The 21,849-nt window shown below is 71.4% G+C and carries 18 protein-coding genes and 1 pseudogene; 4 read left to right on the top strand and 15 right to left on the bottom strand.

The features are described 5' to 3' along the window. Positions 1-120: 120 nt before the first annotated feature. The 4 genes from JHN63_RS26300 to JHN63_RS26285 all read right to left on the bottom strand — a co-directional run bounded on the left by JHN63_RS26300 (position 121) and on the right by JHN63_RS26285 (position 3,210). Entirely contained in the window at positions 121-936 is an 816-nt protein-coding gene (locus JHN63_RS26300; protein ID WP_200685001.1) for an amidohydrolase family protein, read from the bottom strand. Between the two features lie 18 nt (positions 937-954). Continuing rightward, positions 955-2,271 carry an MSMEG_0569 family flavin-dependent oxidoreductase gene (locus JHN63_RS26295; protein ID WP_200684999.1) on the bottom strand — a complete coding sequence of 439 codons (1,317 nt, stop codon included), beginning with the start codon at positions 2,269-2,271 and terminating at the stop codon, positions 955-957. Further along, positions 2,268-2,573, bottom strand: a complete 306-nt coding sequence (locus JHN63_RS26290; protein ID WP_200684997.1) for an MSMEG_0570 family nitrogen starvation response protein — start codon at positions 2,571-2,573, stop codon at positions 2,268-2,270. The genes JHN63_RS26295 and JHN63_RS26290 overlap by 4 nt, the downstream gene beginning before the upstream one ends. A 145-nt stretch (positions 2,574-2,718) precedes the next feature. Next, positions 2,719-3,210, bottom strand: coding sequence for a hypothetical protein (locus JHN63_RS26285; RefSeq protein WP_200684995.1), 492 nt, complete (start codon positions 3,208-3,210; stop codon positions 2,719-2,721). 201 nt (positions 3,211-3,411) lie between these two features. Here JHN63_RS26285 and JHN63_RS26280 point away from each other — a divergent pair, with 201 nt between their 5' ends. Beyond that, positions 3,412-5,538, top strand: coding sequence for an MMPL family transporter (locus tag JHN63_RS26280; RefSeq protein WP_200684993.1), 2,127 nt, complete (start codon positions 3,412-3,414; stop codon positions 5,536-5,538). An 8-nt stretch (positions 5,539-5,546) separates the two neighbouring features. Here JHN63_RS26280 and JHN63_RS26275 read toward each other — a convergent pair whose 3' ends face one another. From JHN63_RS26275 to JHN63_RS26260, 4 genes are read right to left on the bottom strand one after another with little or no spacing between them, the layout of a single operon-like run. Continuing rightward, the gene (locus JHN63_RS26275) at positions 5,547-6,821 is read right to left on the bottom strand and encodes an FAD-binding oxidoreductase (RefSeq protein WP_200684991.1); all 1,275 of its coding nucleotides are present in this window, start codon (positions 6,819-6,821) and stop codon (positions 5,547-5,549) included. Continuing rightward, on the bottom strand, positions 6,818-7,612 hold the full coding sequence (locus tag JHN63_RS26270; protein ID WP_200684989.1) for an amino acid ABC transporter ATP-binding protein: 795 nt from the start codon (positions 7,610-7,612) through the stop codon (positions 6,818-6,820). Before JHN63_RS26270 ends, JHN63_RS26275 begins: the two co-directional genes overlap by 4 nt. Continuing rightward, a complete protein-coding gene (locus JHN63_RS26265; protein ID WP_200684987.1) occupies positions 7,609-8,358 on the bottom strand; it encodes an amino acid ABC transporter permease in 750 nt (249 codons plus the stop codon). The genes JHN63_RS26270 and JHN63_RS26265 overlap by 4 nt, the downstream gene beginning before the upstream one ends. Before the next feature lie 9 nt (positions 8,359-8,367). After that, entirely contained in the window at positions 8,368-9,300 is a 933-nt protein-coding gene (locus JHN63_RS26260) for an ABC transporter substrate-binding protein (protein WP_200685008.1), read from the bottom strand. A 213-nt stretch (positions 9,301-9,513) separates the two neighbouring features. On the opposite strand from JHN63_RS26260, the gene JHN63_RS26255 reads away from it, so the two are divergent. Continuing rightward, the gene (locus JHN63_RS26255) at positions 9,514-10,692 is read left to right on the top strand and encodes a sugar diacid recognition domain-containing protein (protein ID WP_200684985.1); all 1,179 of its coding nucleotides are present in this window, start codon (positions 9,514-9,516) and stop codon (positions 10,690-10,692) included. A gap of 12 nt (positions 10,693-10,704) precedes the next feature. Here the strand turns inward: JHN63_RS26255 and pepN are convergent, their stop codons facing one another. Then, entirely contained in the window at positions 10,705-13,140 is a 2,436-nt protein-coding gene (pepN, locus tag JHN63_RS26250) for an aminopeptidase N (RefSeq protein WP_200684983.1), read from the bottom strand. A 164-nt stretch (positions 13,141-13,304) separates the two neighbouring features. Further along, positions 13,305-14,054: an IclR family transcriptional regulator gene (locus JHN63_RS26245; RefSeq protein WP_234477715.1), complete on the bottom strand. Its 750-nt coding sequence runs from the start codon at positions 14,052-14,054 to the stop codon at positions 13,305-13,307. Positions 14,055-14,253: 199 nt separating this feature from the next. On the opposite strand from JHN63_RS26245, the gene JHN63_RS26240 reads away from it, so the two are divergent. Next, a complete protein-coding gene (locus JHN63_RS26240; protein ID WP_200684975.1) occupies positions 14,254-17,097 on the top strand; it encodes a BTAD domain-containing putative transcriptional regulator in 2,844 nt (947 codons plus the stop codon). Here the strand turns inward: JHN63_RS26240 and JHN63_RS54805 are convergent. Continuing rightward, positions 17,015-17,311: a hypothetical protein gene (locus JHN63_RS54805; protein ID WP_374222947.1), complete on the bottom strand. Its 297-nt coding sequence runs from the start codon at positions 17,309-17,311 to the stop codon at positions 17,015-17,017. The two genes, JHN63_RS26240 and JHN63_RS54805, sit on opposite strands and share 83 nt — an antisense overlap. A gap of 104 nt (positions 17,312-17,415) precedes the next feature. Between JHN63_RS54805 and JHN63_RS26235 the strand changes: the two genes are divergently transcribed. Beyond that, the gene (locus JHN63_RS26235; protein WP_307781984.1) at positions 17,416-17,688 is read left to right on the top strand and encodes a winged helix-turn-helix transcriptional regulator; all 273 of its coding nucleotides are present in this window, start codon (positions 17,416-17,418) and stop codon (positions 17,686-17,688) included. Here the strand turns inward: JHN63_RS26235 and JHN63_RS26230 are convergent. The 4 genes and pseudogenes from JHN63_RS26230 to JHN63_RS26215 form a co-directional block, all read right to left on the bottom strand. Further along, positions 17,685-18,671: a PDR/VanB family oxidoreductase gene (locus tag JHN63_RS26230; RefSeq protein ID WP_200684973.1), complete on the bottom strand. Its 987-nt coding sequence runs from the start codon at positions 18,669-18,671 to the stop codon at positions 17,685-17,687. The genes JHN63_RS26235 and JHN63_RS26230 overlap by 4 nt on opposite strands. After that, positions 18,661-20,097: a glutamine synthetase family protein gene (locus JHN63_RS26225; protein WP_200684971.1), complete on the bottom strand. Its 1,437-nt coding sequence runs from the start codon at positions 20,095-20,097 to the stop codon at positions 18,661-18,663. Before JHN63_RS26225 ends, JHN63_RS26230 begins: the two co-directional genes overlap by 11 nt. 5 nt (positions 20,098-20,102) lie before the next feature. Beyond that, positions 20,103-21,455: an aromatic ring-hydroxylating dioxygenase subunit alpha gene (locus JHN63_RS26220; protein ID WP_200684969.1), complete on the bottom strand. Its 1,353-nt coding sequence runs from the start codon at positions 21,453-21,455 to the stop codon at positions 20,103-20,105. A 30-nt stretch (positions 21,456-21,485) separates the two neighbouring features. Beyond that, a pseudogene (locus tag JHN63_RS26215) lies at positions 21,486-21,849 on the bottom strand (monoamine oxidase); the annotation flags it as partial.

Genomic DNA, 21,849 nt, shown 5'->3' with positions numbered 1-21,849 from the left:
GTCGGGGAGGGACGGGTGGGGGATCTCGTTGAGGGACTGCTGCTCGATCTCGCTGAGTTCGACGGTTTCGGACATGGCTGTCTCCTTGTACGTACGTGCCGGACTTGAGAGGGAGGTCGGTCAGTCGTAGAGCGCGGCGAACGTGTCCCTGAAGACCAGCTCGCCGAGTTCGCCGCCGCCGGTCGCTTCGGCGAGGCGGGTGTACTCACCCGTGAAGTCGCCCCACGGCTGATCGCTGGCGAAGAGCACCCGGTCGTGGCCGATGCCGCGGCGCTCGATCTCCCGGGCCAGCCAGCGGGGAGTGAAACCGATGGCCCAGGAGAGGTCGGTGTAGACGTGCTTGCCGGCGCTGATCCAGTCGAAGAACCGGGAGCCGGCGAGCTTGATGTGGCCGCTCATCCCACCGCCGAAGTGCACGAGATGGACGGGGACCTGGTCGGCGTACCAGTCGACCAGGTGGCCGACCTCGTCGATGTCGGACGCGGCGCCGGGAGAGGTGTGGACGTGCACCACCAGCCCGTGCCGGGCCGCCACGGCGAAGATGCGGTCCAGGTGCGGGCGGCAGGCGGGATCGGTCGGACGGCCGCCGAGCAGGAAGCTCAGCTTGAGCGCCTTCACGCCCCGTTCGCCCGCCAACTCCAGTGCTTGCACGGTGCGTTGCTCGTCCTCGGGGCGCGGGGAGACCCACAGTCCGGCCCGGATGCGGTCGTCGGTCTGGGCGGCCTCGATCGCCAACTCGTTGAAGGAGAAGGCGATCGCGGGGTCGGGCACGCCGTAGTTGGGGATGACCAGAGCGCGTTCGGTGCCCTCCGCGTCCAGGTCGGCGACGAGTTGCTTGACCGTGGCGCGGGCGGTGGTGTCGGGGTTGACGGGCGGGCCACCGTAGAAGGGGTAGGCGGGCAGGACGCCGATGTGGCGGTGTGCGTCGTAGACCATGGTCTTATATCCCGTTCCTCAGCCGATCGGGAGGGCGGAGGCGAGCTCGGTGGGGGCGCCGGTGAGGGTGCCGCAGACGTCGGCGAGGCGGCGCGAGGCCTCGATGTGGTTCGCGAGGAACTCGGCGTCCCTGCCCACCGCTTCGAAGCGGCCCGAACCCCACGAGTGCTGCCAGGGCAGGCCCAGGAAGTACACGCCGGGGACGCTGGTGGCGCCGCGCCAGTGCATCGGGTAGCCGCGGCCGTCGAAGACCGGTGCCTCGATCCAGCGGTGGTCGCGCCGGAATCCGGTCGACCAGACGACGGACGTGATGTCGGCCTGGACCAGGTCGAGTTCGCGGGGCTGGTCGTCCGGCTCCCACACGGGTGTGTAGCGGGGCTCGTCCGGTGCCGCGATGCCCTGGGCGGTGATGTGGGCGTCGATGGCGTCCTTGATGCCCTCCGCCACGGCGTCCGCGTGGTCCAGGTTCACCTTGAGGTCGTCGGCGAACTCCAGCGTGCTGCCGCCGACTTCGGTGAGTCGGCCGTACAGCCGCATGCCGTCGCGGGCGAAGGCGCGCAGGTCGATGTCGCGGCCTCCGTCGCGTCCGGTGACGTAGTGGTTGACGCGCATCCGGACCGCGCCGGCGTCGTCGAAGTCGTCGATGCTCTTCGCGTAGTGACCCATCTCGTCGAGCCAGGCCACACAGTCACGGCCCCGGTAGAAGCGGGCGACACGCGGCGCGCTGCCCACGGCCAGATGGACCTGGCGTCCGGCGAGGTGCAGGTCCTCCGCTATCTGGCAGCCGGACTGGCCGGTGCCGACCACCAGGACGGCGCCCGGGGGGAGTTGAGCGGCGTTGCGGTAGCGGGAGGAGTGGACCTGGGTGACGGAGTCGGGCAGTCGCTGGGCCATCGGAGGCAGGGAAGGGGAGTGGTAGGGGCCGGTGGCGATCACCACCTGGTCGGCGGTGAAGTCCCCTCCGGTCGTGGTGAGTTCGAAGACTCCGCTCGGGGAGCGCCGCAGTCTGGTGACCGTCACGCCCTCGACCAGCGGCGGGCGGAAGCGGGCGACGTAGCCCTCCAGATAGCGCACGATGTCGTCGCGGACCATGAACCCGTCGGGGTTGTCGCCCTGGTAGGGGTAACCGGGCAGCCTGCACTGCCAGTTGGGGGTTACCAGACAGAAGGAGTCCCAGCGGCGCTCGCGCCACTCGTGTCCGACCCGGTGGGCCTCGACGACCACGTGGTCGATGCCGCGCTCGCGCAGTTCGTGGCTGACGGAGAGTCCCGCCTGACCACCGCCCACCACGGCCACCGGGAAGTGCGCGCCGGCCAGCCGTACCGCCGGGCTCATCGCGGACTCCCGTCCGCGCCGAGGAGCGACTCGACCGTGACCTTGGCGCCGCCGACGTCGCCGTACGCGGCCGCCGTCCGTTCTATGCGCGCCAGTTGGTCGGAGGCGCCGGTGCAGAAGAAGCCGAACTTCTCCCGCACTCGTTCCCCGGCGATTCCGAGGGCTGTACGGCTGCGCTCGACGAATTCGGCGAGCTCGTATTCGGCGCCCGGGGTGAAGTAGTCCTCGACTATCGTGGAGGGGGAATAGCAGCGCTGGGTCAGTCCGTCGGGCCAGCGCACATCGAAATACATCTCGGGCATGACATCCTCCATGCCGCGCGCCGAGGTCTTGCCACCTCGCCGCTCTCCATGGCGACCAACTTCAGCCCTGGGGATTTCCGAACGAAGTCATCGGGAACAAAGGGGAGTTGCGAAAACCTCACCGTTGCCCGAGAGGCAAAGGCGGTTATTCGGTGAGCCGGGTGGCCGCTTCCGCGTTCGGCCAGCGCGCGAGCGAGATCATCGCCAGGACCCGGTGGATCAGATAGCCGGCCAGCGGCAGTTCGGCGAAGACCGCGAGGGCCGCGGCCGACCAGACGTCCGAGGTACCGAAGGCGAGCGACACGTCGAACCATGCGTCGCAGATCAACAGCGCCGCCGAGAAGATCGCCGCCACGATGACCCCTCGGTGCCGCCGCCAGCCGAGCAGCGCGGTCGCCGCCATCGCCAGCACGAGCAGCACGTCGAACCCGACCCAGGTCGTCCGCCACTGGTGGACCTCGTAGCCGGACGGCAGCGTCACCGCCAGCAGGACCGTCCAGGGGACGAGGCCGACGGCGCAGACGGTGAGCAGTTCCAGGGTGTGGCGCCGATGCCGCCGTACCCGCTCCAGGGTCTCGGGTGTCGGGGGCGGGACGTCCGTCACCTGGTGTATGTCGGCCTTCGACGCGTCGTTCACCTTGACTGCTCCGTCCTCGGGAGTCCGGGGATGATCCGGTACCGACAGGCTAAACAGACCTGCGCCGCGCACTCTTCCCGAGGGGCGGGTATGCGGATTCTGTGCTTCCGGATCATGTCAATCCGGATGGATTATCCCGATAGCGGATGAACGGGGCGGCGGGCTAGACTCGCGCAACCTACGACCCGGGGAAGGTCCGGCATGCGACGGTGGGCCGAATTCGTTCTGCGTCATCGCAAGGCGGTTGTGGCGTTCTGGGGCCTGGTCCTGATCGCCGGCATCGCGCTGGCCGGCCGGACCACGGACCGGCTGACGATCGACTTCTCGCTGCCCGGCCAGCCCGGCACCGTGACCGCGCACAAGATCGAGAAGGCCTTCGGCAGCGGCGGCGACACCAATCCGTATCTCGTGGCGGTCACCCTGCCGGCCGGACAGACCGTCACCGGTCACGAGACGGACGTCGGCCGCGTGTTCACCGCCGCCGGCACGGCCGCACCGGGACTGCGGGTGATCGACGAGGCGAACACCGGGGACAAGGCGTTCCGGACGAAGGACGACCGGACCGCCTACGCGCTGGTCTTCTACCGGTTCAACCCGTCCCCCAGCCAGACGCTGCTGACCGACCCGATCCGGACGGCGGCCGAGAAGGCCATGCCGGCCGGTGCAAAGGTCGGCGTGACGGGCGAGGACCCGCTCGCCTCCGGCGGCGACGACGGCGGCGGGCCCGGCGTGCTCGGCGAGACGCTCCTCGGCGCCGTCGGCGCACTCGCCGTCCTCGCCTTCGTGTTCGCGTCCTTCCTGGCCCTGCTGCCGCTGCTCGTCGCCGCGGTGTCGATCCTCGCGACCTTCGTGATGCTGCTGCCGCTCACCTACGCGACCGACGTGTCCTTCATCGTGCAGTTCCTCGTCGCCCTCATCGGCCTGGGCGTCGCGATCGACTACTCGCTCCTCTTCGTCACCCGCTGGCGCGAGGAGCGCGACCGCGGCCGCGACAACCACGACGCGGTCGTGGTCGCGATGGAGCACGCCGGACACGCGATCGTCTTCAGCGGGGTCACGGTCGCCATCGGACTGCTCTCCCTGGTCGTCCTGCCGGTGCCGTTCCTGCGCAGCATGGGCTACGGCGGCGCGCTCATCCCGCTCGCGAGCGTGCTCACGACGCTCACCCTGACCCCCGCGATCCTCGGCGGCATCGGACCCAAGGTCGACTGGCCGAAGATCCGGCACGAGAACCGGGCGAGCCGCTTCTGGAGCCGCTGGACCGCAGCCGTCGTACGGCGCCGCTGGATCGCGGCCGGCACCGCAGTGGCCGCGCTCGCCGCCCTGGTCGGTGTCTTCCTCGGCATCAAGATCGGCCTCGCCTCCTCGGAGTCACTGGCCAAGAACGGCCCGGCCTACGACACCCTCCAGACCCTGGAGCGCGGCGGTGTCCCGACCGGCGCGCTGACCCCGATGGAGGTCCTGGTCAGCACCGACCAGGCGAAACCGGTCGCCGCCGCGCTCGCCAAGGTCGACGGCGTGCGCAGCGTGTTCGTGCCGACCGGGCCCGCGGGCAACCAGGGCGGGCAGAGCATCGTCGTCGTCATCCCGGACACCGAGACGGTCAACTCGCAGAGCGTCGACGTCGTCAGACGGGTCAAGACCGTCACCGAGCACCTGCCCGGGGCTGTCGGAGTCGCCGGGGTCGGCGCGGCCCAGATCGACTTCCTGCACGCCGTCTACGGCAACTTCCCGCTGATGCTCACGATCATCGCGCTGCTGACGTACATCCTGCTCGTGCGCGCCTTCCGCTCCCTGCTGCTGCCGCTGAAGGCGGTGCTGCTGAACCTGGTCTCGCTGGCGGCGACCCTGGGCCTGATGGTGCTGTTCTGGCAGGACGGCCACGGTTCCGACGCGATCTTCGGCATCGCCGCCACCGGAGCCGTCACGTTCTGGATCCCGATCATGATCTTCGCGTTCCTGTTCGGGCTGTCCATGGACTACGAGGTGTTCATCCTCTCCCGCATCCGCGAGGAGTACGACGCCGGCCTCTCGACCGACGAGGCCGTCGTCGAGGGCATCGGCCGCACCGGACGGCTGGTCACCAGCGCCGCACTCATCCTGTTCCTCGCCTTCGCCGCGCTCGCCTCGGGACCGGGCACCGACCTCAAGACCCTGGCGACCGGCCTCGGCATCGGCATCCTGCTGGACGCGACCATCGTGCGGATGCTGCTCGTCCCGTCCCTCGTCTCCCTGTTCGGCGGCTGGAACTGGCACCTGCCCGCGTGGGCGGCCCGCCCGCTGCGCGTACAGCCCTCCTCTCCGCACCCGACACCACCGGCGGACTAGCTAGGCCCTCACCCGGGCCCCCGGCCGAAACGGAACGGTGTGAGGACGTCGGGACGACGGCCGGTGCGGAGGTACTCGGCGAGCGCGTGCCCGGTGACCGGGCCCAGGGTGACGCCGAGCATCCCGTGTCCGGTCGCCGCGAACGCGTTGTCGTGCCCGGGAACACGGTCGATGACCGGGAGCCCGTCGGGCAGGAAGGGGCGCCCGCCCACCCAGGGATCGCGGATGAGGCTGACCAAGTCGTCCGGGTCGTCAAACCAGCGGCCCAGATAGTGCCGGCTGGCCAGCGCGACCGCGACGATCCGGCGCCAGTCGAGATGGTTGTTGTTGCCGCTCAGCTCCATCGTGCCGCCGATGCGGGTGGTGGCCCCGATCGGCGAGGCGACGGCCCTGCGCTCGCCGAAGTACAGCGTGTGCCGGGGTGCCGGATCGAGGTCGACCGAGAAGCTGTAGCCCTTCCCGGCCTGCAACGGCAGGGGGCGGCCGAGCGAGCCGAGGAGGTCCGAGGAGCGTGTGCCGGCCGCGATGACGGCGGCCGAGCACGGGATCTCGCCTGTCGCGGTGCGCAGCGCGGTGACACGGTTGCCCTCGGTCCGGAACCCGGTGGCCTCCGTGTTCTCGTGGATCTTCACCCCGGACGCGGTGAGCGCCTCGCCCAGGGCGCGGGCGAACGCCTCCGGGTCGACCACGCCCTCACCCTCCACGAGATAGGCCGCGCGGACCCGTTCGGACAGCGCGGGGTCGAGGAGCCGGGCCGCGTCGCCCGTGACCACGTCGTCCGGCATCGGGTAGCGGCCGTGCGCCATCTGCCGCTGGACGGCGAGATGGTGGCGGGCCTCGGCGGGGGAGAGGAACGCGTGCACCATGCCGGGCCGGGTCAGGCCGGTCTCGACCCCGGCCGCCCGCAACCCGTCGAAGAGGTCGAACGTGGTGCGGTTCAGCTCGGCGATCGCCGTATAACCGCTGCGGAACGCGGCCGGGGTGCTGCTGCGCCAGAACCGCCACAGCCACCGGACGAACGCCGGATCGGGCAGCGGTCGTAGATACAGGGGCGAGTCAGGGCGGCCCAGGGAGCGGAGCGCGTAGCGCACCACGCCGGGCGCGGGGACCGGCGTCGAATGGCTCAGGCAGACCCAGCCCGCGTTGCCCCGGGACGCCCCCGAACCCAGCGCGCGCCGCTCGACGACCTCCACCTCCAGGCCGGACTCGGCCAGGTAGTAGGCCGTGCACAGCCCCACGACACCACCGCCGACCACGACGACCGGGCCGCCGTGCCCGCTCATGACGTCGATCCGTAGGCGGCCAGGAACGCGCGGGTGCGGGCCTGTTGGGGTTGGTCGATGACCTGCTGCGGTCGGCCCTCCTCGACGATCCGGCCGCCGTCGACGAAGACGACACGGTCCGACACCTCGCGGGCGAAGGGGAGTTCATGGGTGACCAGCAGCATCGTCATGCCGTCGGTGGCCAGTTCGCGCATCACGCTCAGCACCTCGCGGGTCGCCTCCGGGTCCAGGGAGGAAGTGGGTTCGTCGAAGAGCAGCACCTCGGGCCGGAGCGCCAACGCCCGCGCGATCGCGACGCGTTGCTGCTCACCGCCGGAGAGCCGGTCGGGCAGGGCGAGACCGCGATGGGCCACCCCGACCCGGCGCAGCAGGGCGACGGCCCGCTCCAGGGCCTCCGACTCCGGTACACCGGCCTTGCGTTGGGCCACGACGACGTTCTCCACGGCCGTGAGATGCGGGAAGAGGTTGAAGCGCTGGAAGACCATGCCGACCGTACGGCGCAGCCCCGGCAGGTCGCGGCAGACCATACGGCCGTCGCGGTGCACCACCTCCCCGGCGACCTCGACCGTGCCCCGGTCCGGCCGCTCCAGCAGGTTCACACAGCGCATCAACGTCGTCTTGCCGCCGCCGCTCTGCCCGATGACGCTGACGATCCGGCCGCGGTCGACCGCGAGACTCACGTCGTCGAGCACGAGCCGCCCGTCGAAGGACTTGCTGAGTCCCTCGATCCGAACGACCGCTTCCGTGTGGGCAGTTGGTGCGGTCTTCGCCGTGGTGACGGGCTCGGTCATACGGCCGGCTCCTTCAGGTTCGCTCCGAGGTCGGCGGCGAGCAGCGCCCTGGCCGCCCGCACCCTGCGTCGTCGCCAGGGGGAGAGGGGGACGCCCGCCCGTACCTTGCGCTCCAGCAGGAGGAGGAGCTGGGAGAGCGGATAGCACAGGGCGAAGTAGATGGCGGAGATGACCAGATACACCTCCAGCGCACGGAACGTCGCCGAGGTGATCAGCCGCCCCTCCGACATCAACTCCGCGGCGGAGACGGTGACCAGCAGCGAGGTGGACTTCAACAGGTCCACGAGCATGGTGTTGGTGCCGGCCAGTGCCTGCCGGACCGCCTGCGGCAGCACGATGTGGACGAAGACGCCCACCTTCCCGATGCCGAGCGCCTCACCGGCCTCGGTCTGCCCGTCGTGCACGCCGCTGATCGCGGACCGGAAGATCTCGGACAGATAGGCGGCGTAGAAGACGACGAGACTCAGACACCCGGCGGTGAACACGTCCAGCCGGATGCCCGCCGAGGCCAGGCCGAAGTAGGTCAGGAAGATGATGGCGAGGAGCGGGATGTTCTTGAAGAGCTCCGTGTAGACGGCGGCGAGGGCACGCGCGGGCCATGCCTTGCTGAGCCGCAGCAGCGCCACGACCAGACCCAGCAGCACCGCGCCGACGAAGCTGACCACCGTGTACGAGATCGTCCGCCACAGCGCGTCGATCAGGTCGGAACGGTAGTCGGACCAGGGGACTTGGAAGAGACCCGACATGTCAGCGCCTCACTTCCCGATGGACGGCGGGGTCCAGTCGCTCGGCCGGTCCACACCGCGTCGGGAGGTGGCGACATCGGCGGCGGGCGTGAGGAACTGCGCAGGATCTCCGCCGTACTTGGTGACGAGCTTCGCCAACTCGCCGTTCTCGTACATCGCGTCGATCTGCGCGGAGATCGCCCGCTCCAACTTCGTTGCCTTCTTGGGGAGATAGAAGCCCGTCTGGTACGGCTGGAAGTACTGGAGGGCCGGCTTCGCCTTCACCTCGGCGGCGGTCGGCGGGGTCAGGTACTCGGTGGCGATCTTCAGGTCCGGGCGCTGCTTCTGCGCCGCGATGATGATCAGCGGGTCCAGGAAGCCGACGTCGATACGGCCGGCGCCGAGGTCGTCGAAGACGCCGTTGGCGTCCGGGTAGGCGTGCAGCTTCGCGCCGGGCACGGCCTGGATCGACTTGACCCAGACGTAGCCGTCGACCGTGCCGAGGTTCAGGCCCTTGAGGTCGGCGAGCGTCTTGTAGGTCTTGCCGCTGCGCACGGCCATCGCCGGGGGCGAGTAGTACGGCGGATCGGTGAACAGCCCCTGTTTCTGCCGGTCCGCGGACCAGGCGACACCGCCGATGGTGATGTCCACACGGCGGGACTGGACCCCGGCGAGCATGCCCGCGAAGTCGGTTACCTGGGGCTTGACTTGAAGGCCCAGCTTCTTGGCCACGTAGGAGAGGATGTCGCCGTCCAGCCCGACGATCCTCCCGCCCTGCACGGTGGTGTAGGGCGCGTACGGCTGGACGGCGACCTTGAGGACGCCGGGGGTGAGCGTGCCCAGGGCGGCGGTCTTCGCGGAGACGTTCTTCGGGGCGTCGTCGCCGCCCGAACCACAGGCGGCGACGGTGGACAACATGAGCGTCGCGGACAACGCCACGACGAGCGAGCGCACACGGATCATCGGCACGGGCCTTCCGTATCGGCACTGAGGGATCGGCACTGAAGGGACCCGCCGTTCACCGCGCTGTGCCCTCGGCGGGAAGTGATTGGGCCCAAACGCTAGGCATCAAGGCGCCGTCCGTCATCGTCCACTTCGTACGAAGTTGTGGCCGGATTCATGCGGTCGCCTGTACGGTGCGTCCAATCCGGCTCGCCCGCGACGGGAGGAAACCCCGTGCTCAGCCCGTCACTCGCCCAGGAGATCGCCGGGGACACCTCCGCCGTCATCGGCTTCAACGTGCTGATCACGGACGCCGAGGGGATCGTCATCGGCAGCGGCGACAGCAGCCGCGTCGGCAGCTTCCACGAGGCGTCCGTGGACGTCGTACGCACGAAGGAACCGGCCACGCACAGCGCGTCCCAGGCACAGCAACTGCGCGGAGTGCGCCCGGGAGTCACCCTCCCGCTGATCACCAACGGACAGGCCGTGGGCACGGTCGGCATCACCGGCACCCCCGCCCAGGTCCGCCGCTTCGGCCTGCTCGTGAAACGCCAGACGGAGATCCTGCTCCGCGAGTCCGTGATGCTGCGCTCCCGGCTCCTCGCCGAGCGGGCCGCCGAGAAACTCCTCGCCGACATCGCGTCCTACGACCCCCAGGTCGTCGAGGGCGACTTCCTCGTGTTCCGCGCCGCCGAACTCGGCTACGACCTGCGCCTACGACGGGTCGCCGTGGCCTTCGAGGTGACCGTGCCGCACCCCGCGCCCCGACGGCAGGGCGGCACCCGGAGCCGGGACATGGCCCTGGTCCGCTCCGAACTCCTGCGCACCGTGGGGGAGTTCTTCGCCGACCCGCAGGACATCGTCGCCTCCACCGCGCCCGGCTGGATCGGCGTCCTGCACCGCCTGCCCGCCGGACGCGCCACGACCTCCCTCGTCGCCGACTGCCGACGGGTCACCGAACTCATCGCCGCCCAGGACGGTCTCGCGGCCCGCGCCGGCATCGGCGAGGCGGCCACCGCCGTCGGCGGCCTGCACGACTCCTACCAGGACGCGTGCGACGCGCTGCGCCTCGGCGCCCGGTTCGCCGACTCCGACCCCGTGCACCTGATCACCGACCTGCGCGTCCACCAGATGGTGACGGCGGTGAGCCAGTCCGCCCGCAGCCGGCTGCTGGAACTCACCGCCACCGAACTGCGCGCCCAGCCGGACTGGCCGGCCCTGCGCGACACCGTCACCGCCTGGTGCGAGAGCGGCTTCAACCTCGTCCGTACCGCCGAGGCCCTGCACATCCACCGCAACACCGTCGTCTACCGGATGAACAAGATCGAGCAGATCACCGGCCGCCCGCTGCGCGAGTACCGGACGGCCATGGCGCTCTATCTCGCGTGCCTGGCCGACCGGTTGGGGCGTTGAGACGACCTCGGATCAGGGCCGCAGCGTCCGGGCGCGCAGCATGCGGCTCACCTCGTCAGAGCGCTCCAGGAGGGTCGTACGGACCACCGGGACCGCCTCCTGGGACACCCGCCGGGCCCGCTCGATGTATGCGGCGTCGATGGCGTGCGGCGGGAAGATACGGCTCGTGCTGTGTATCGCCGGGATCATTCCGCCCTGGTGCAGCTTCGGGACCGCCTCCAGGTAGCGCTCGGCGTAGGGGGACAGCAACGCGTCCTGTCCGGGACGCCAGAAGGAGGTCGCCACCAGGCCGACCGAGTTGACGGGGACCGTGCGGTCCACGACCAGTTGCTGCCAGACGTCCGCCTTCGTGTCGGCGTCCGGCAGGGCCGCGCGGACGGTGAGGGCGCGGAGCCAGGCGTCGGGGTCCGGGTCACGTGCGAGCAGCCGGTCGGACTCCGCGGTGACGTCCCCGCCCAGTTCCGCCTCACGGGCCAGCGCGCGCCAGCTCAGGTCCACGTCGCCTGCGGCCTGTTCGCGCAGCCAGGCGAGATCGTCCGCCGTCGTCGCGGTACGGGCCAGCCCGCGCAACGCCACCTGGCGGCGGCCGGGGTCCTCGGCGAGACTCCGGCAGGCCGCCGCCACCTCCGCCGACAACGCGACGCGTTCGGCGGACGGCGCCCACAGCTCCGCGACGTTCGCGGCGAGGGTGATGTAGGGCTCGATCACCGCGTCGGAGGTCTCGGCCCTCAGCACCGAGGTGAGGCACCGCCCGGCCTCGACCGCCGTGGCCTCGCCGGTCGTGAGCATGTCCCACACGGTGGCCGCGGCCACACCCCGGGAGATGGCGGTGGGCAACCGCGCGGCCGTACGGAAGAGGGCGTCCCTGGTCGTCGGGTCCGGGCGGGTCGTCGCGAAGGTCAGGTCGTCGTCGTTGATCAGCAGCACGTCCGCGCCGGACGGCAGGCCGGTGATCGCGGTACGCGGCTCCGTCACCTCGACCCGCACCAGCGCCCGGCGTTCCAGCCCGTCGCCGTTCGCGCCGTACGCGCCCACCGCCAGCACCTGCGGACGCGGACGCTCGGCTGCCACCAGCGTGACGGTGTCGCCGTCGCGCTCCAGCGAGAAGCGGTCGGTGCCCGCCGTCGCCAACCAGGCCGTGCGCCAGGTGTCCAGGTCGCGGCCGCTGGTCTCCGACAGGGCGTCGATCAGGTCCTGGAGGGTGGTGTTGCCCCACGCGTGCCGGGCGAAATAGGCGGCCATGCCGGACCTGAAGTTCTCTTCGCCGACGTACGTCTTGAGCTGCTGGAGGACCGAAGCGCCCTTGGGGTAGGTGATGTTGTCGAAGATCGACGCGGCCTCGGCGACATCGTGGATGGGCTGGTGGATCGGGTGCGAGGCGGGACCCCGGTCGGACAGATACGCGCTGATCTTGCCGATCATCAGATGGCTCGCCCACGCGTCCGTGTGCCGGGTGGCGCGCTCGGCCGCCCAGTGACAGGCGAACTCCGCGAACGCCTCGTTCAGCCACAGGTCGTCCCACCAGCGCATGGTGACGATGTTGCCGAACCACATGTGCGCCATCTCGTGCAGCAACACCCGTGCCAGCAGCCCGTGTTCGGCGGGAGTCGGCACGGCGCGCCGAAGGAAGGAGTCCGACCAGGTCACACAGCCGTAGTTCTCCATCGCCCCGCCGAACTCGGGCATGAACACCTGGTCGTAGCGGTGCTGCGGGAACGGCATCGCGAAGGCCTCGGCGTAGAACGCGAGGCCCTGACGGGTGAGGGTGAGGATCTCGTCCGCGTCGCGTTCCAGGACCTCGGCGAGTGAACGGCGGGCGTACAGGCCCAGGTTGTGGCCGTCGGCCTCGCGGCGCACCTCGTGGAAGGGGCCCGCGTTGACGACGGTGTTGTACGTCGCCAGGGGCGGGGTGTCCGGGAAGGTCCAGCGGCGGGCCCCGTCCAGCTCCTCGACGCGCGCGTCACCGGAGTTGCTGGTGACGGTCCACGCGGCGGGGGCCGTGACGGTGAAGGCGTGCGGGGCCTTGAGGTCGGGCTGGTCGAAGCAGGCCCACACGAAGCGGGCCTCGTCCGGCTCGAAGCTCATCCACACGTACACCTCGCCGTCGGCGGGGTCCGTCGCCTTGTGCACGCCCTCGCCGGTCGTCGTGTCGGCCTGGACGCTCTCCACCCGCAACACGTTGTGCTCGCCGAGGCCGTGGAGGTGGATCCGTCCGTCCTCGGCGGGGGCGAGTTCGGTCCCGTTGAGGGTGGCGCTCACGACCCTGGCCGCACAGTCCACGAAGGTCTCCGCGCCCGGCTCGTGACACGTGAACGCCACGGTGGACACGCAGCGGACCTCCGGCCCGTCCGGCAGCGCGGTCAGATCGACGTCCACGTCGTACCGCTCGACCGCGACCAGCGCGGCCCGGCGCTCGGCTTCGGTGCGGGTCAGGCTTCGGATCCCCATGCGTCCTCCCTCGGCAGACAGCGGCCGTCAGCGTACGACGCGGATCCAGGGGGAGCGCAGGGGATTTCGCGTGTCCCAGCGGGTGAGGGCGCCGGTGCGGTCGATGCTCGACCCCGCACGAGCACCCGGCCGCACCGACACCCCGTTCCGTCACCCCCGTTACGTCACCGTCTCCGGAGGCCCGCGCTGATCACCCGGCCGGTCCGGCGGGCGGTCTCCGCCAGCCGTTCCAGGTGGTGCGCCGGATCGGTGAGGACACACAGGGCCGCCACGGGAGTACCGCGCACCCCCAGCAGCGGGACCGCGGCGCAGCACACCCCCGTCACCACCTCCTCGCGGTCGAACGCGGCACCGCGCTCCCGTATCGCCACCGCGTCTCTCGACCAGGACGCGGGCAGCGGCCCCAGCAGGGGTGCGGGGGCGGCCATGGCCACCAGGACCTTGCCGGCCGCGGTGAACCACGGCCAGGTCATCCGGGTCTCCAGCGGATCGGGTCTGCGGGCGTCCTCGGGACACCACTCCACCATCAGCGTCTCGCCCTTCCACAGCACCGCGATGCCCACCGTCGACCCCGTGAGCTGCGCCAGCCGGCGCATCGGTTCCCGGGCGGCGGCGCGCAGTCCGGGATGCGGCTGCCACGCACGCCCGAGGCGGAACATCCGCGGGCCCACCCGGTAACTCCCTCCGCACCGTTCCACCGCGCCCAGGTCCGCGAGTTGTTCCAGCAGCCGGTACGCCGTCGTCTTGGGCAGTCCGCAGTCGGACGCCAGCCTTGTCGGGCCCGCCTCCACGGCCCGCTCCACCGCTTCCAGCAGCGCGAACGCGCCTTCCAGCACGCTCCGTCCGCCGGCGTTGCCCGTGGCGGCCGGTAAGGTCTCCGGCCGCCGTACCGGCACCCTTGTCGCAGGTGCCATCACTCCTTGTGTGATCACACGTCTCGCCCCCGTTTGCCTGTTGCGCAGCCGCCAGGCGACGGCCTTGCCGTCATGCCCGGACGGGACGCGGTCGGCGCCCCGTCCGTTCCCCAGCAGATTCGCATCGGGGTGTGACGGGAAACCTTGTCGAAGGCTTGTCGCGCCGCGTACACGTCCGTGGAGAAAAGGAGGAGGCTTTGTGCAGGGGGAGGCGCACACCATGGTGGACGTGCAGTTGCTGGGGCCGGTGGAACTGTCGGCGCAGGGGCGCGCGGTGGAGGTGGGACCGCCTCAACGCCGCACCGTGATGGCCGCGTTGGCGGTGGACGTCGGCCGGCCCGTCGCGGTCGACGTGGTCATCGAGCGGGTCTGGGGTCCGCGTGCGCCGGACGGTGCGCGCGGCGCGGTGCACGCCCATGTCGCCCGGATCCGGCGGATGTGCGAGCGGGCCGACGAGGCCGCACGGGAGCCTCTGTTACTGGTGCGCCGCTCCGGCGGCTACCTCCTGGAGGCCCGCCCGGAACAGGTGGACGTGTACCGCTTCCGGCAGTTGGTCGACCAGGCGCGGGCGGCGGGACCGGCCGACCCGGCCCGGGCGGGGCTGCTGCGCGAGGCACTCGACCTGTGGCGCGGGGAGCCGTTGTCCGGTCTGAACGGCGAGTGGGCGGCCCGGATGCGCGAGGCCTGGCGGCGGCAGCACCAGGACGCCGCCGTCGGCTGGGCCCGCGCGGAACTGCGCCACGGCGATCCCGCCCCCGTCATCGGCCCGTTGACCGGTCTGCTCGGCGAGTACCCGCTCGCCGAACCCCTGGCCGAAGCACTGATGCGGGCCCTGCACGAGACCGGCCGCAGCGCGGAGGCCCTGGACTGCTACGCCGCCGTCCGCAAACGGCTGGCGGAGGAGCTGGGCACGGACACCGGACCGGCACTGCGCCAGCTCCACCAGTCGATCCTGCGCGGCCACCGCTCCGCGTCGACCCCGTCCCCCGGGCCGTCGGCGGTGCCGCGCCAGACCGAGCTTCCCGCCCAACTCCCCATGGCCGTACGAGGATTCACCGGCCGTGACGGCGAACTGGCCCGGCTCGCCGCGATCCTCGCCTCGGCCGAGGGCGAGTCCGCCGCCGTGGTCATCTCGGCGGTGTCGGGCATGGCGGGAGTGGGGAAGACGGCGCTCGCGGTGCACTGGGCGCGCCGGGTGGAAAGTGCCTTCCCCGACGGGCAGTTGTATGTGAACCTGCGGGGCTTCGACCCGCAGGGATCGGTGGTGCCGCCGACCGAGGCGGTCCGCGGCTTCCTGGACGCGCTCGGGGTACGGCCGGATCGGATACCGCCCGGGCTGGAAGCCCAAGTCGGTCTCTACCGAAGCCTGTTGACGGGGCGTCGGATGCTGGTCGTCCTCGACAACGCCCGCGACGAGGAACAGGTCCGCCCGCTGCTGCCGGGCTCGGTCGGCTGCATGGCGCTGGTGACCAGCCGGAACCGGCTGACCGGGCTGGCCGCGACCGAGGGCGCCCATCTGCTCGCGGTGGACCCGCTGACACCGGCGGCCGCACGCGACGTACTCGCGGAGCGGCTGGGGGCGGCCCGGGTCGCGGCCGAACCGGCGGCGGTGGCGGACGTCGTCACCTGGTGCGCGGGACTGCCCCTGGCGCTGGCCGTGGTGTCGGCCCGCGCCGCCGCGCAGCCCGGTCGGTCCCTCGGCGCGCTGGCGGAGGAACTCCGGGGAGCGGGCGGCCGGTTGGACGCCCTGGACGGGGGCGAGGAGTCCAGCCGGGTGAGGGCGGTGTTCTCCTGGTCCTACAGTGCGCTCAGCCCGGCCGCCGCCCGACTGTTCCGCCTGCTGGGCCTGCACCCGGGACCCGACCTCGACCGGCGCGCGGCGGCCGCGCTGGCCGGAGCACCCACCGAACGCGTCCGCGCGCTGCTGGCCGAACTGACCGGCGGCCACCTGCTCGTGGAGCACGCTCCGGGGCGGTACGCCTTCCACGACCTGCTGCGGGTCTACGCCGGGGAACTCGTCACCGCGTACGACGACGAGTGGGAACGCCGCTCGGCGCTGCACCGGATGATGGACCACTATCTGCACTCCGCGCGGGCCGCCGACGTATTGGTGACCCCGCAGCCCAACCCGGTGGAGGCGCCCGCGCCCAGAGCCGGGGCGAACGCCGTGGAGTTCGAGGACTACGACCGGGCGCTGGCCTGGCTGCTCGCCGAGCACCCGGTGCTGCTGTCGATCGTGCGACATCCTCAGCCCGGCTTCGACGCCCACGTCTGGCGGCTGGTCACCGTGCTGACCACCTTCCTGGACCGGCACGGCTACTGGCAGGCACTGCTCACCGCCGGGCACCGCGCACTGGCGGCGGCCGAGCGGGAGGGCGACCCGGCCGGCCGTGCGGGCGCCCACCGCGGTCTGGGGCTGGCCCTGGACCGGCTGAACTGCCCGGAACCGGCCCGGGAGCACTACCTGCGCGCACTCGAACTCTTCGCCGCCGTGGGCAGCGACGCGGGTCAGGCCCGCACTCATCAGCATCTCTCGCGGATGTCGGGCGCCGAGGGCAACGCGATGCTCGCGTTGGAGCACGCCTACCGGAGTCTGGAGCACTACCGCGCCGCGGGCGACCGGGCGGGACAGGCCGCGGCACTGAACCACATCGGCTGGCGGGTCGCGCACCTCGGCGACCATCTCCGCGCGCTCGCCCACTGCGAGCAGGCCCTCGAACTCGCGCGGGCCGCCGACGACGTGAACGGACAGGCCCACATCTCCGACAGCCTGGGCTACATCCACCACCAACTGGGCCGCTACGAACAGGCGGTCGACCGCTACCGGCAGGCGGCCCAGCTCTTCCACGCCACCGGGGAGCGCCGCAGCGAGGCCGCCTGTCTGACCTGCCTCGGCGACAGCCACCACGGCGCGGGCCAGTCCGACGCGGCCCACCAGGTCTGGTCCCGCGCACTCGCCATCACCGCCGAACTCGGCCTGCCCGCCGACGATCCCCTCCGTACCGGTCTCCAACAGCGGCTCGGAGAAGGGGAGTTGTCGTAGCGGATCCGGGTCGGTCGCCGAGGCGGAGTCCGAGGGTGATGCCAACGGCCGCGCAGGCACAGGTGATCCACCAGGTGGAGTGCCAGTCGCCGGTGCGGGTGGCCAGCCATGCGGCGAGGGTGGGGCCGACGAGACTGCCGGCGTTGAACAGTTGCTGGATCAGACCCATGGTCGCGGGAGCGGAGCCCCCGGCCGGAGTCAGCTCACCGAGCATGCGCAGCAGGGTCGCCGGTATCGCACCGCCGGTCAGCGAGAAGGCCGCGACACACGCGAACTGCCCGGCGGTACCTGCCCGCAGCCACGACGACGATCCACGTGGTGCCGGAGGAGCGTGGCCGCTCGACCATGGCGGGCGGCGCAACGATCCTCGCCCTCGCCCAGATGCTGGGCGTGGCCCGGAACACCGTGCACGCCCGGCTGCGGAGGATGGCCGCCGACGGCGTGCTCAAGCCGGTCAGTCGACGTGTCGACCCCGCTACCCTCGGCTACGGCCTGGTCGCGTTCATGTCGCTCGCGGTGAGCCAGCTGGCTGAGGTCATCCCGTACCGGCCCTGGGCGCTGCTACGGCGGCTGGCGAAGGGCCGTGCCTAGAGGTCGAGTTCGAGCACGGGGGAGAGGCAGCGGCTCACGCAGATCATCATCGTGGTGGCGGTGGGCCGTTCGGACGGCTCGATCACCGTGTCGCGGTGGTCCGGGAGCCCGGCCGTGACCGGAGTCTCGCAGGTGCCGCAGTACCCCTCCTCGCAGGAATAGGGCACGTCCGGGAACTTCCCCCGGACGACATCCAGTACGGAACGGTCGGCGGGCACGGTCAGCCGCACGCCCGAACGGGCCAGCACCACCTCGAACTCACCGCTCGGCGCGCCGAGTTGATCGGAAGCCGCCTCCTCGGCCGCGGTGAAGCGTTCCAGGTGTGGTGACCGCGCCGGGTCGGTCGTACGGCACAGGGCCGTTACCGCATCGAGCATGGGCTGGGGGCCGCAGGCGTACACGACGTGCGTGGGCGGGGTGGCGGCGAGTTCGGCTGCCAGGTCCGGCAGACCCGCCTCGTCCTGCGGGACGAGCAGCACCCGGTCGCCGCCCAGCCTCACCAACTCCTCGGCGTACACGAGCCGGGAGCGGTCGCGTGCGCCGAGGACCAGTCGCCAGGGCAGGCCGCGAGCCGTGAGTTCGCGGGCCATCGGCAGCAGCGGGGTGACGCCGATGCCACCGGCCAGCAGGAGATAGCCGGGGGCGGGCACGAGCGGGAAGCGGTTGACGGGCCCGCGCACCTCCAACTCCCGTCCCACGAGAGCGGTTTCGTGGATCTCCTGGGAGCCGCCACGCCCGTCGGGCGCGCGGTGCACCGCCACCGTCCACGTCTCCGTGTCCGCCACGTCTCCGCACAACGAGTAGGCCCGCCGCAGACCCGAGGGCAGGGTCAACTCCACGTGTGCGCCCGGCTCCCAGGCCGGGAGGGCGCCTCCGGTGGGCCGGGTGAGGCGTAGTTCCAGGACGTCGTGGGCGATCCAGCGGGCTTGCCGGACCAGGAGGCGTTCGGTGGTCGCGCGGGGTGAGTCGAGGTCAGAAGACACGGAAGTACTCCCGTTGTTCCCAGTCGGTCACCTCTTGGCTGAAGCGGTCGATCTCGGCGCGCTTGATGCCCGTGTAGTAGGAGACGAAGTCCTTGCCTAGCCGGGTCGCCAGCGCCTGGTCCGCCTCCAGCGCGTCGAGGGCCTCGCCTAGCGAACGGGGAAGGTGTTCGGCCCGGGCGGCGTACGGCTCGTCGGCCGCGGGGCCCGGGTCGAGGCCGCCCGCGACCCCGTCGAGTCCGGCGGCGAGTTGGGAGGCGAGGTAGAGGTAGGGATTGGCCGCGGGTTCCCCGATCCGGTTCTCCAGTCGCGCACTTGACGGACTGTCACCCAGCACCCGCACCATCGCCCCGCGATTGTCGCTGCCCCACACCGCACGGTCCGGCGCCAACGACAGCGAGCGAAAGCGCTTGAAACCATTGAGAGTCGGAGTCGAGAACGCGCTCGTGGCCCGCGCGTGCCGCAGCAGCCCACCGAGAAAGGCGGTCCCGTACGGCGACAACGGCGGCCCGGGCGTGCTGAGTTCGCCGCTGCCCGGCGCGAAGATGCCCACACCGTCCCGCACCATGCTCTGGTGCAGATGCCAACCACTGGAGAACACACCGGGGAGATGGGGACGGCACATGAAGGTGGCGTGGTGGCCGTGGCGGGCGGCGACCTGCTTCACGGCGCTGCGCAGCAGCACCATCGCGTCGGCGGTGCCGAGACCGTCGGCGGGCTGGAGGGTCAACTCGACCTGGCTCGGGCCGAATTCCACCTCCAGGCTGCGCAACGGCAGTCCGAGTCCCTCGATGTTGGAGCGCAGGACGTCGAGGATGGGGTCGAGTTCGTCGTAGCGCAGCTCGCTGAGGTACTGGTAGCCGTGGTTCAGCATCCCGACCTCGGGTGCGGCGCCGGGCTGGCCCTGGTCGCCGGGGCCCAGCCGGGGGTCGTCGAGCCGGAAGAGGTGGAACTCCACCTCCAGACCGGTGCGGTAGGTCAGCCCGTCGGTCTGGTCGAGGACCGAGCGCAGCAGCCCGCGCGTGCACAGCGGGACCGGCGCGCCGGAGGTGAAGCGCAGATCGCACAGCAGCCAGCCCGTGCCCGGCGACCATGGCAGCATCCGGAAGGTCAGCGGGTCGGGCACCATCACCATGTCGGCGGCGCCGCGCAGTTCGGGCAGCCCGAGCGGTGTCTCCTTGGTGAAGAGCGGGAACACGGTCCGCCCGGAGGTGTCCTTGGCGAGCAGGGACGAGGCGATGCCGGTACCGTCGCTCAGGACGTTGCCGAGTTCGCCCAGGGTGACGGTCTTGCCGCGCAGCAGACCGTGCTGGTCGGCGAAGACCAGCCGCACCACCGTCATCCCGCCGCTCTCGGCGCGCGCCTGTATCTCCCGTGCGGCGGCGGCCTGTTCGGCGGTCCACAGGCCGTGCCGTTCGATGAATCCCACGCGGCTCAGCCGTCCGTTCCCAGCGGCTGCGCCCAACTGCTGTCGGCGCGCTGCTTGTCGGTGACGGCGGCCCAGTGCTCCTGCCAGCCCTCGGTCGGTCCGATCCCGTCCAGGGCGACCGGACCGAGCAGCCGCCCCGCCTCCTCGGCCGGCAGCACCAGGAGCGGATCCTCGCCGCGCTCGACGGCGGCGATGGCCTCGCCGAGCATCCGGCGGTACATCACGATGGCCTTGTCGGAACGGCCCAGATGCTCGCGGGTCCGGTCCTGGACGGCCCCCTGGCCCTCCACCGCCCACTGGTCGTGCACGTTGATGTCGAAGCCCAGCCCGGTGTACGTCGTCGTGCGTTGTTCCGCCGGGTCGTAGCCGTAGCCGTTCGCGCGGCCGAACCGCGGCCGGTAGTCGGGCAGGGTGACCGCGCCGACCCGTTGGCGGCGCATCTCCGCCTGGTCCACCGGGCCGCCGACACTGATGAACAGGGCGTACCAGTAACTGGAGTTGTCGTCGATCGGCACATGCCACTGGGTGATCGCCGTCTCCGCGTCCAGCGGGATGTGGAAGGCGTGCGGGAACACCTGGTGGGTGATGCGGACATGGGTACGGCTGCCGTCCATCCGCAGGCCCTGGGTGTCCGTGCCGTCCAGCGTGCGCCGGGCGGTGAGGCGGATGCCGTACGGGGTGCGGACGGCGTCGATGTCGGGGCGGCCGTACTCGCGCAGGACCTTCGTCATCGGGAGGTCGGTGCCCTGGGAGGCGGCGCGGAACTGTTTGCCGTAGCTGTCGGCGGGGTCCTCGTCCTGGAAGAAGCGGTGCAGGTAGGAGGCGTGGGCGGGGTCGATGCCGACCTCCAGGGCCTGGAGCCAGTTGCACTCCAGCAGCCCCTTCCAGGCGAAGGCGTGGTCGGCGGGGGCCTGGAAGCAGTCCAGGGCGGGGAGTTCGGGCGGTTCGCCGGGGCCGAGATAGCCCCAGATGATGCCGTTGATCTCACGGACCGGGTAACTGCCCAGCCGGACCCGGGACTTGAGCGGACTGTCGGCGGGCTCGGCTGGCGTGTCCAGGCAGGAGCCGTCGCGGGCGAAGAGCCAGCCGTGGAAGCAGCAGCGCAGCCCGCCGTCCTCCAGTCGGCCGAGCGCCAGGTCGGCGCCGCGGTGCGGGCAGCCCCGGTCGACGAGACCGAGTTCGCCCTGCTCGTCGCGGAACAGGACCAGGTCCTGGCCCATCACCTTGGGCGCCACCAGCGGTCGTGCGCCCGCGAGTTCCTCGCCGAGGGCGATCGGCTGCCAGTAGCGGCGCATCCATTCACCGGCCGGGGTGCCGGGTCCGGTCCGGGTGAGCCGGGTGTTCTCTTCCTCGCGCATGGGACGCCTTTCGGGGGAGGGGTGGCGCGGTCAGCCGCAGCAGTGGTCCGGGGCCGAGGGGCTCGGCGTGTGGCAGGAGTTGGGGGCGGGCACGTCCAGGGCCGGGTTGCGGTCGAAGAAGCCGTCGGGCTCCAGGCGCAGCCGCGCCTTGGCCACCGGCATCACCGGCCACTCCTCCGGGCGCGGGAAGTGGTGCGAGCCGACCGTGGCCCACAGCACGAGGTCCGTGCCGTCCAACGACCGGTTCTCCTCCTGCCACTTGTGGACTCCGTCCGCGCCCGGCTCGGCCTGGTTCGGGTACTCGCCGCCGACGAACCGCCGCTTCGCGTCGTAGGCCGTAGCCCACAACTGCCGCCCCACGAACGGCGCTCGGCGCGCGCAGACACTGTCCTCG

It is taken from the genome of Streptomyces sp. MBT65 (assembly GCF_016612545.1).
Lineage (GTDB): Bacteria > Actinomycetota > Actinomycetes > Streptomycetales > Streptomycetaceae > Streptomyces.
The sequence above is the reverse complement of the archived record's forward strand: the minus strand, read 5'-3'. Positions and strand labels throughout refer to the sequence as shown.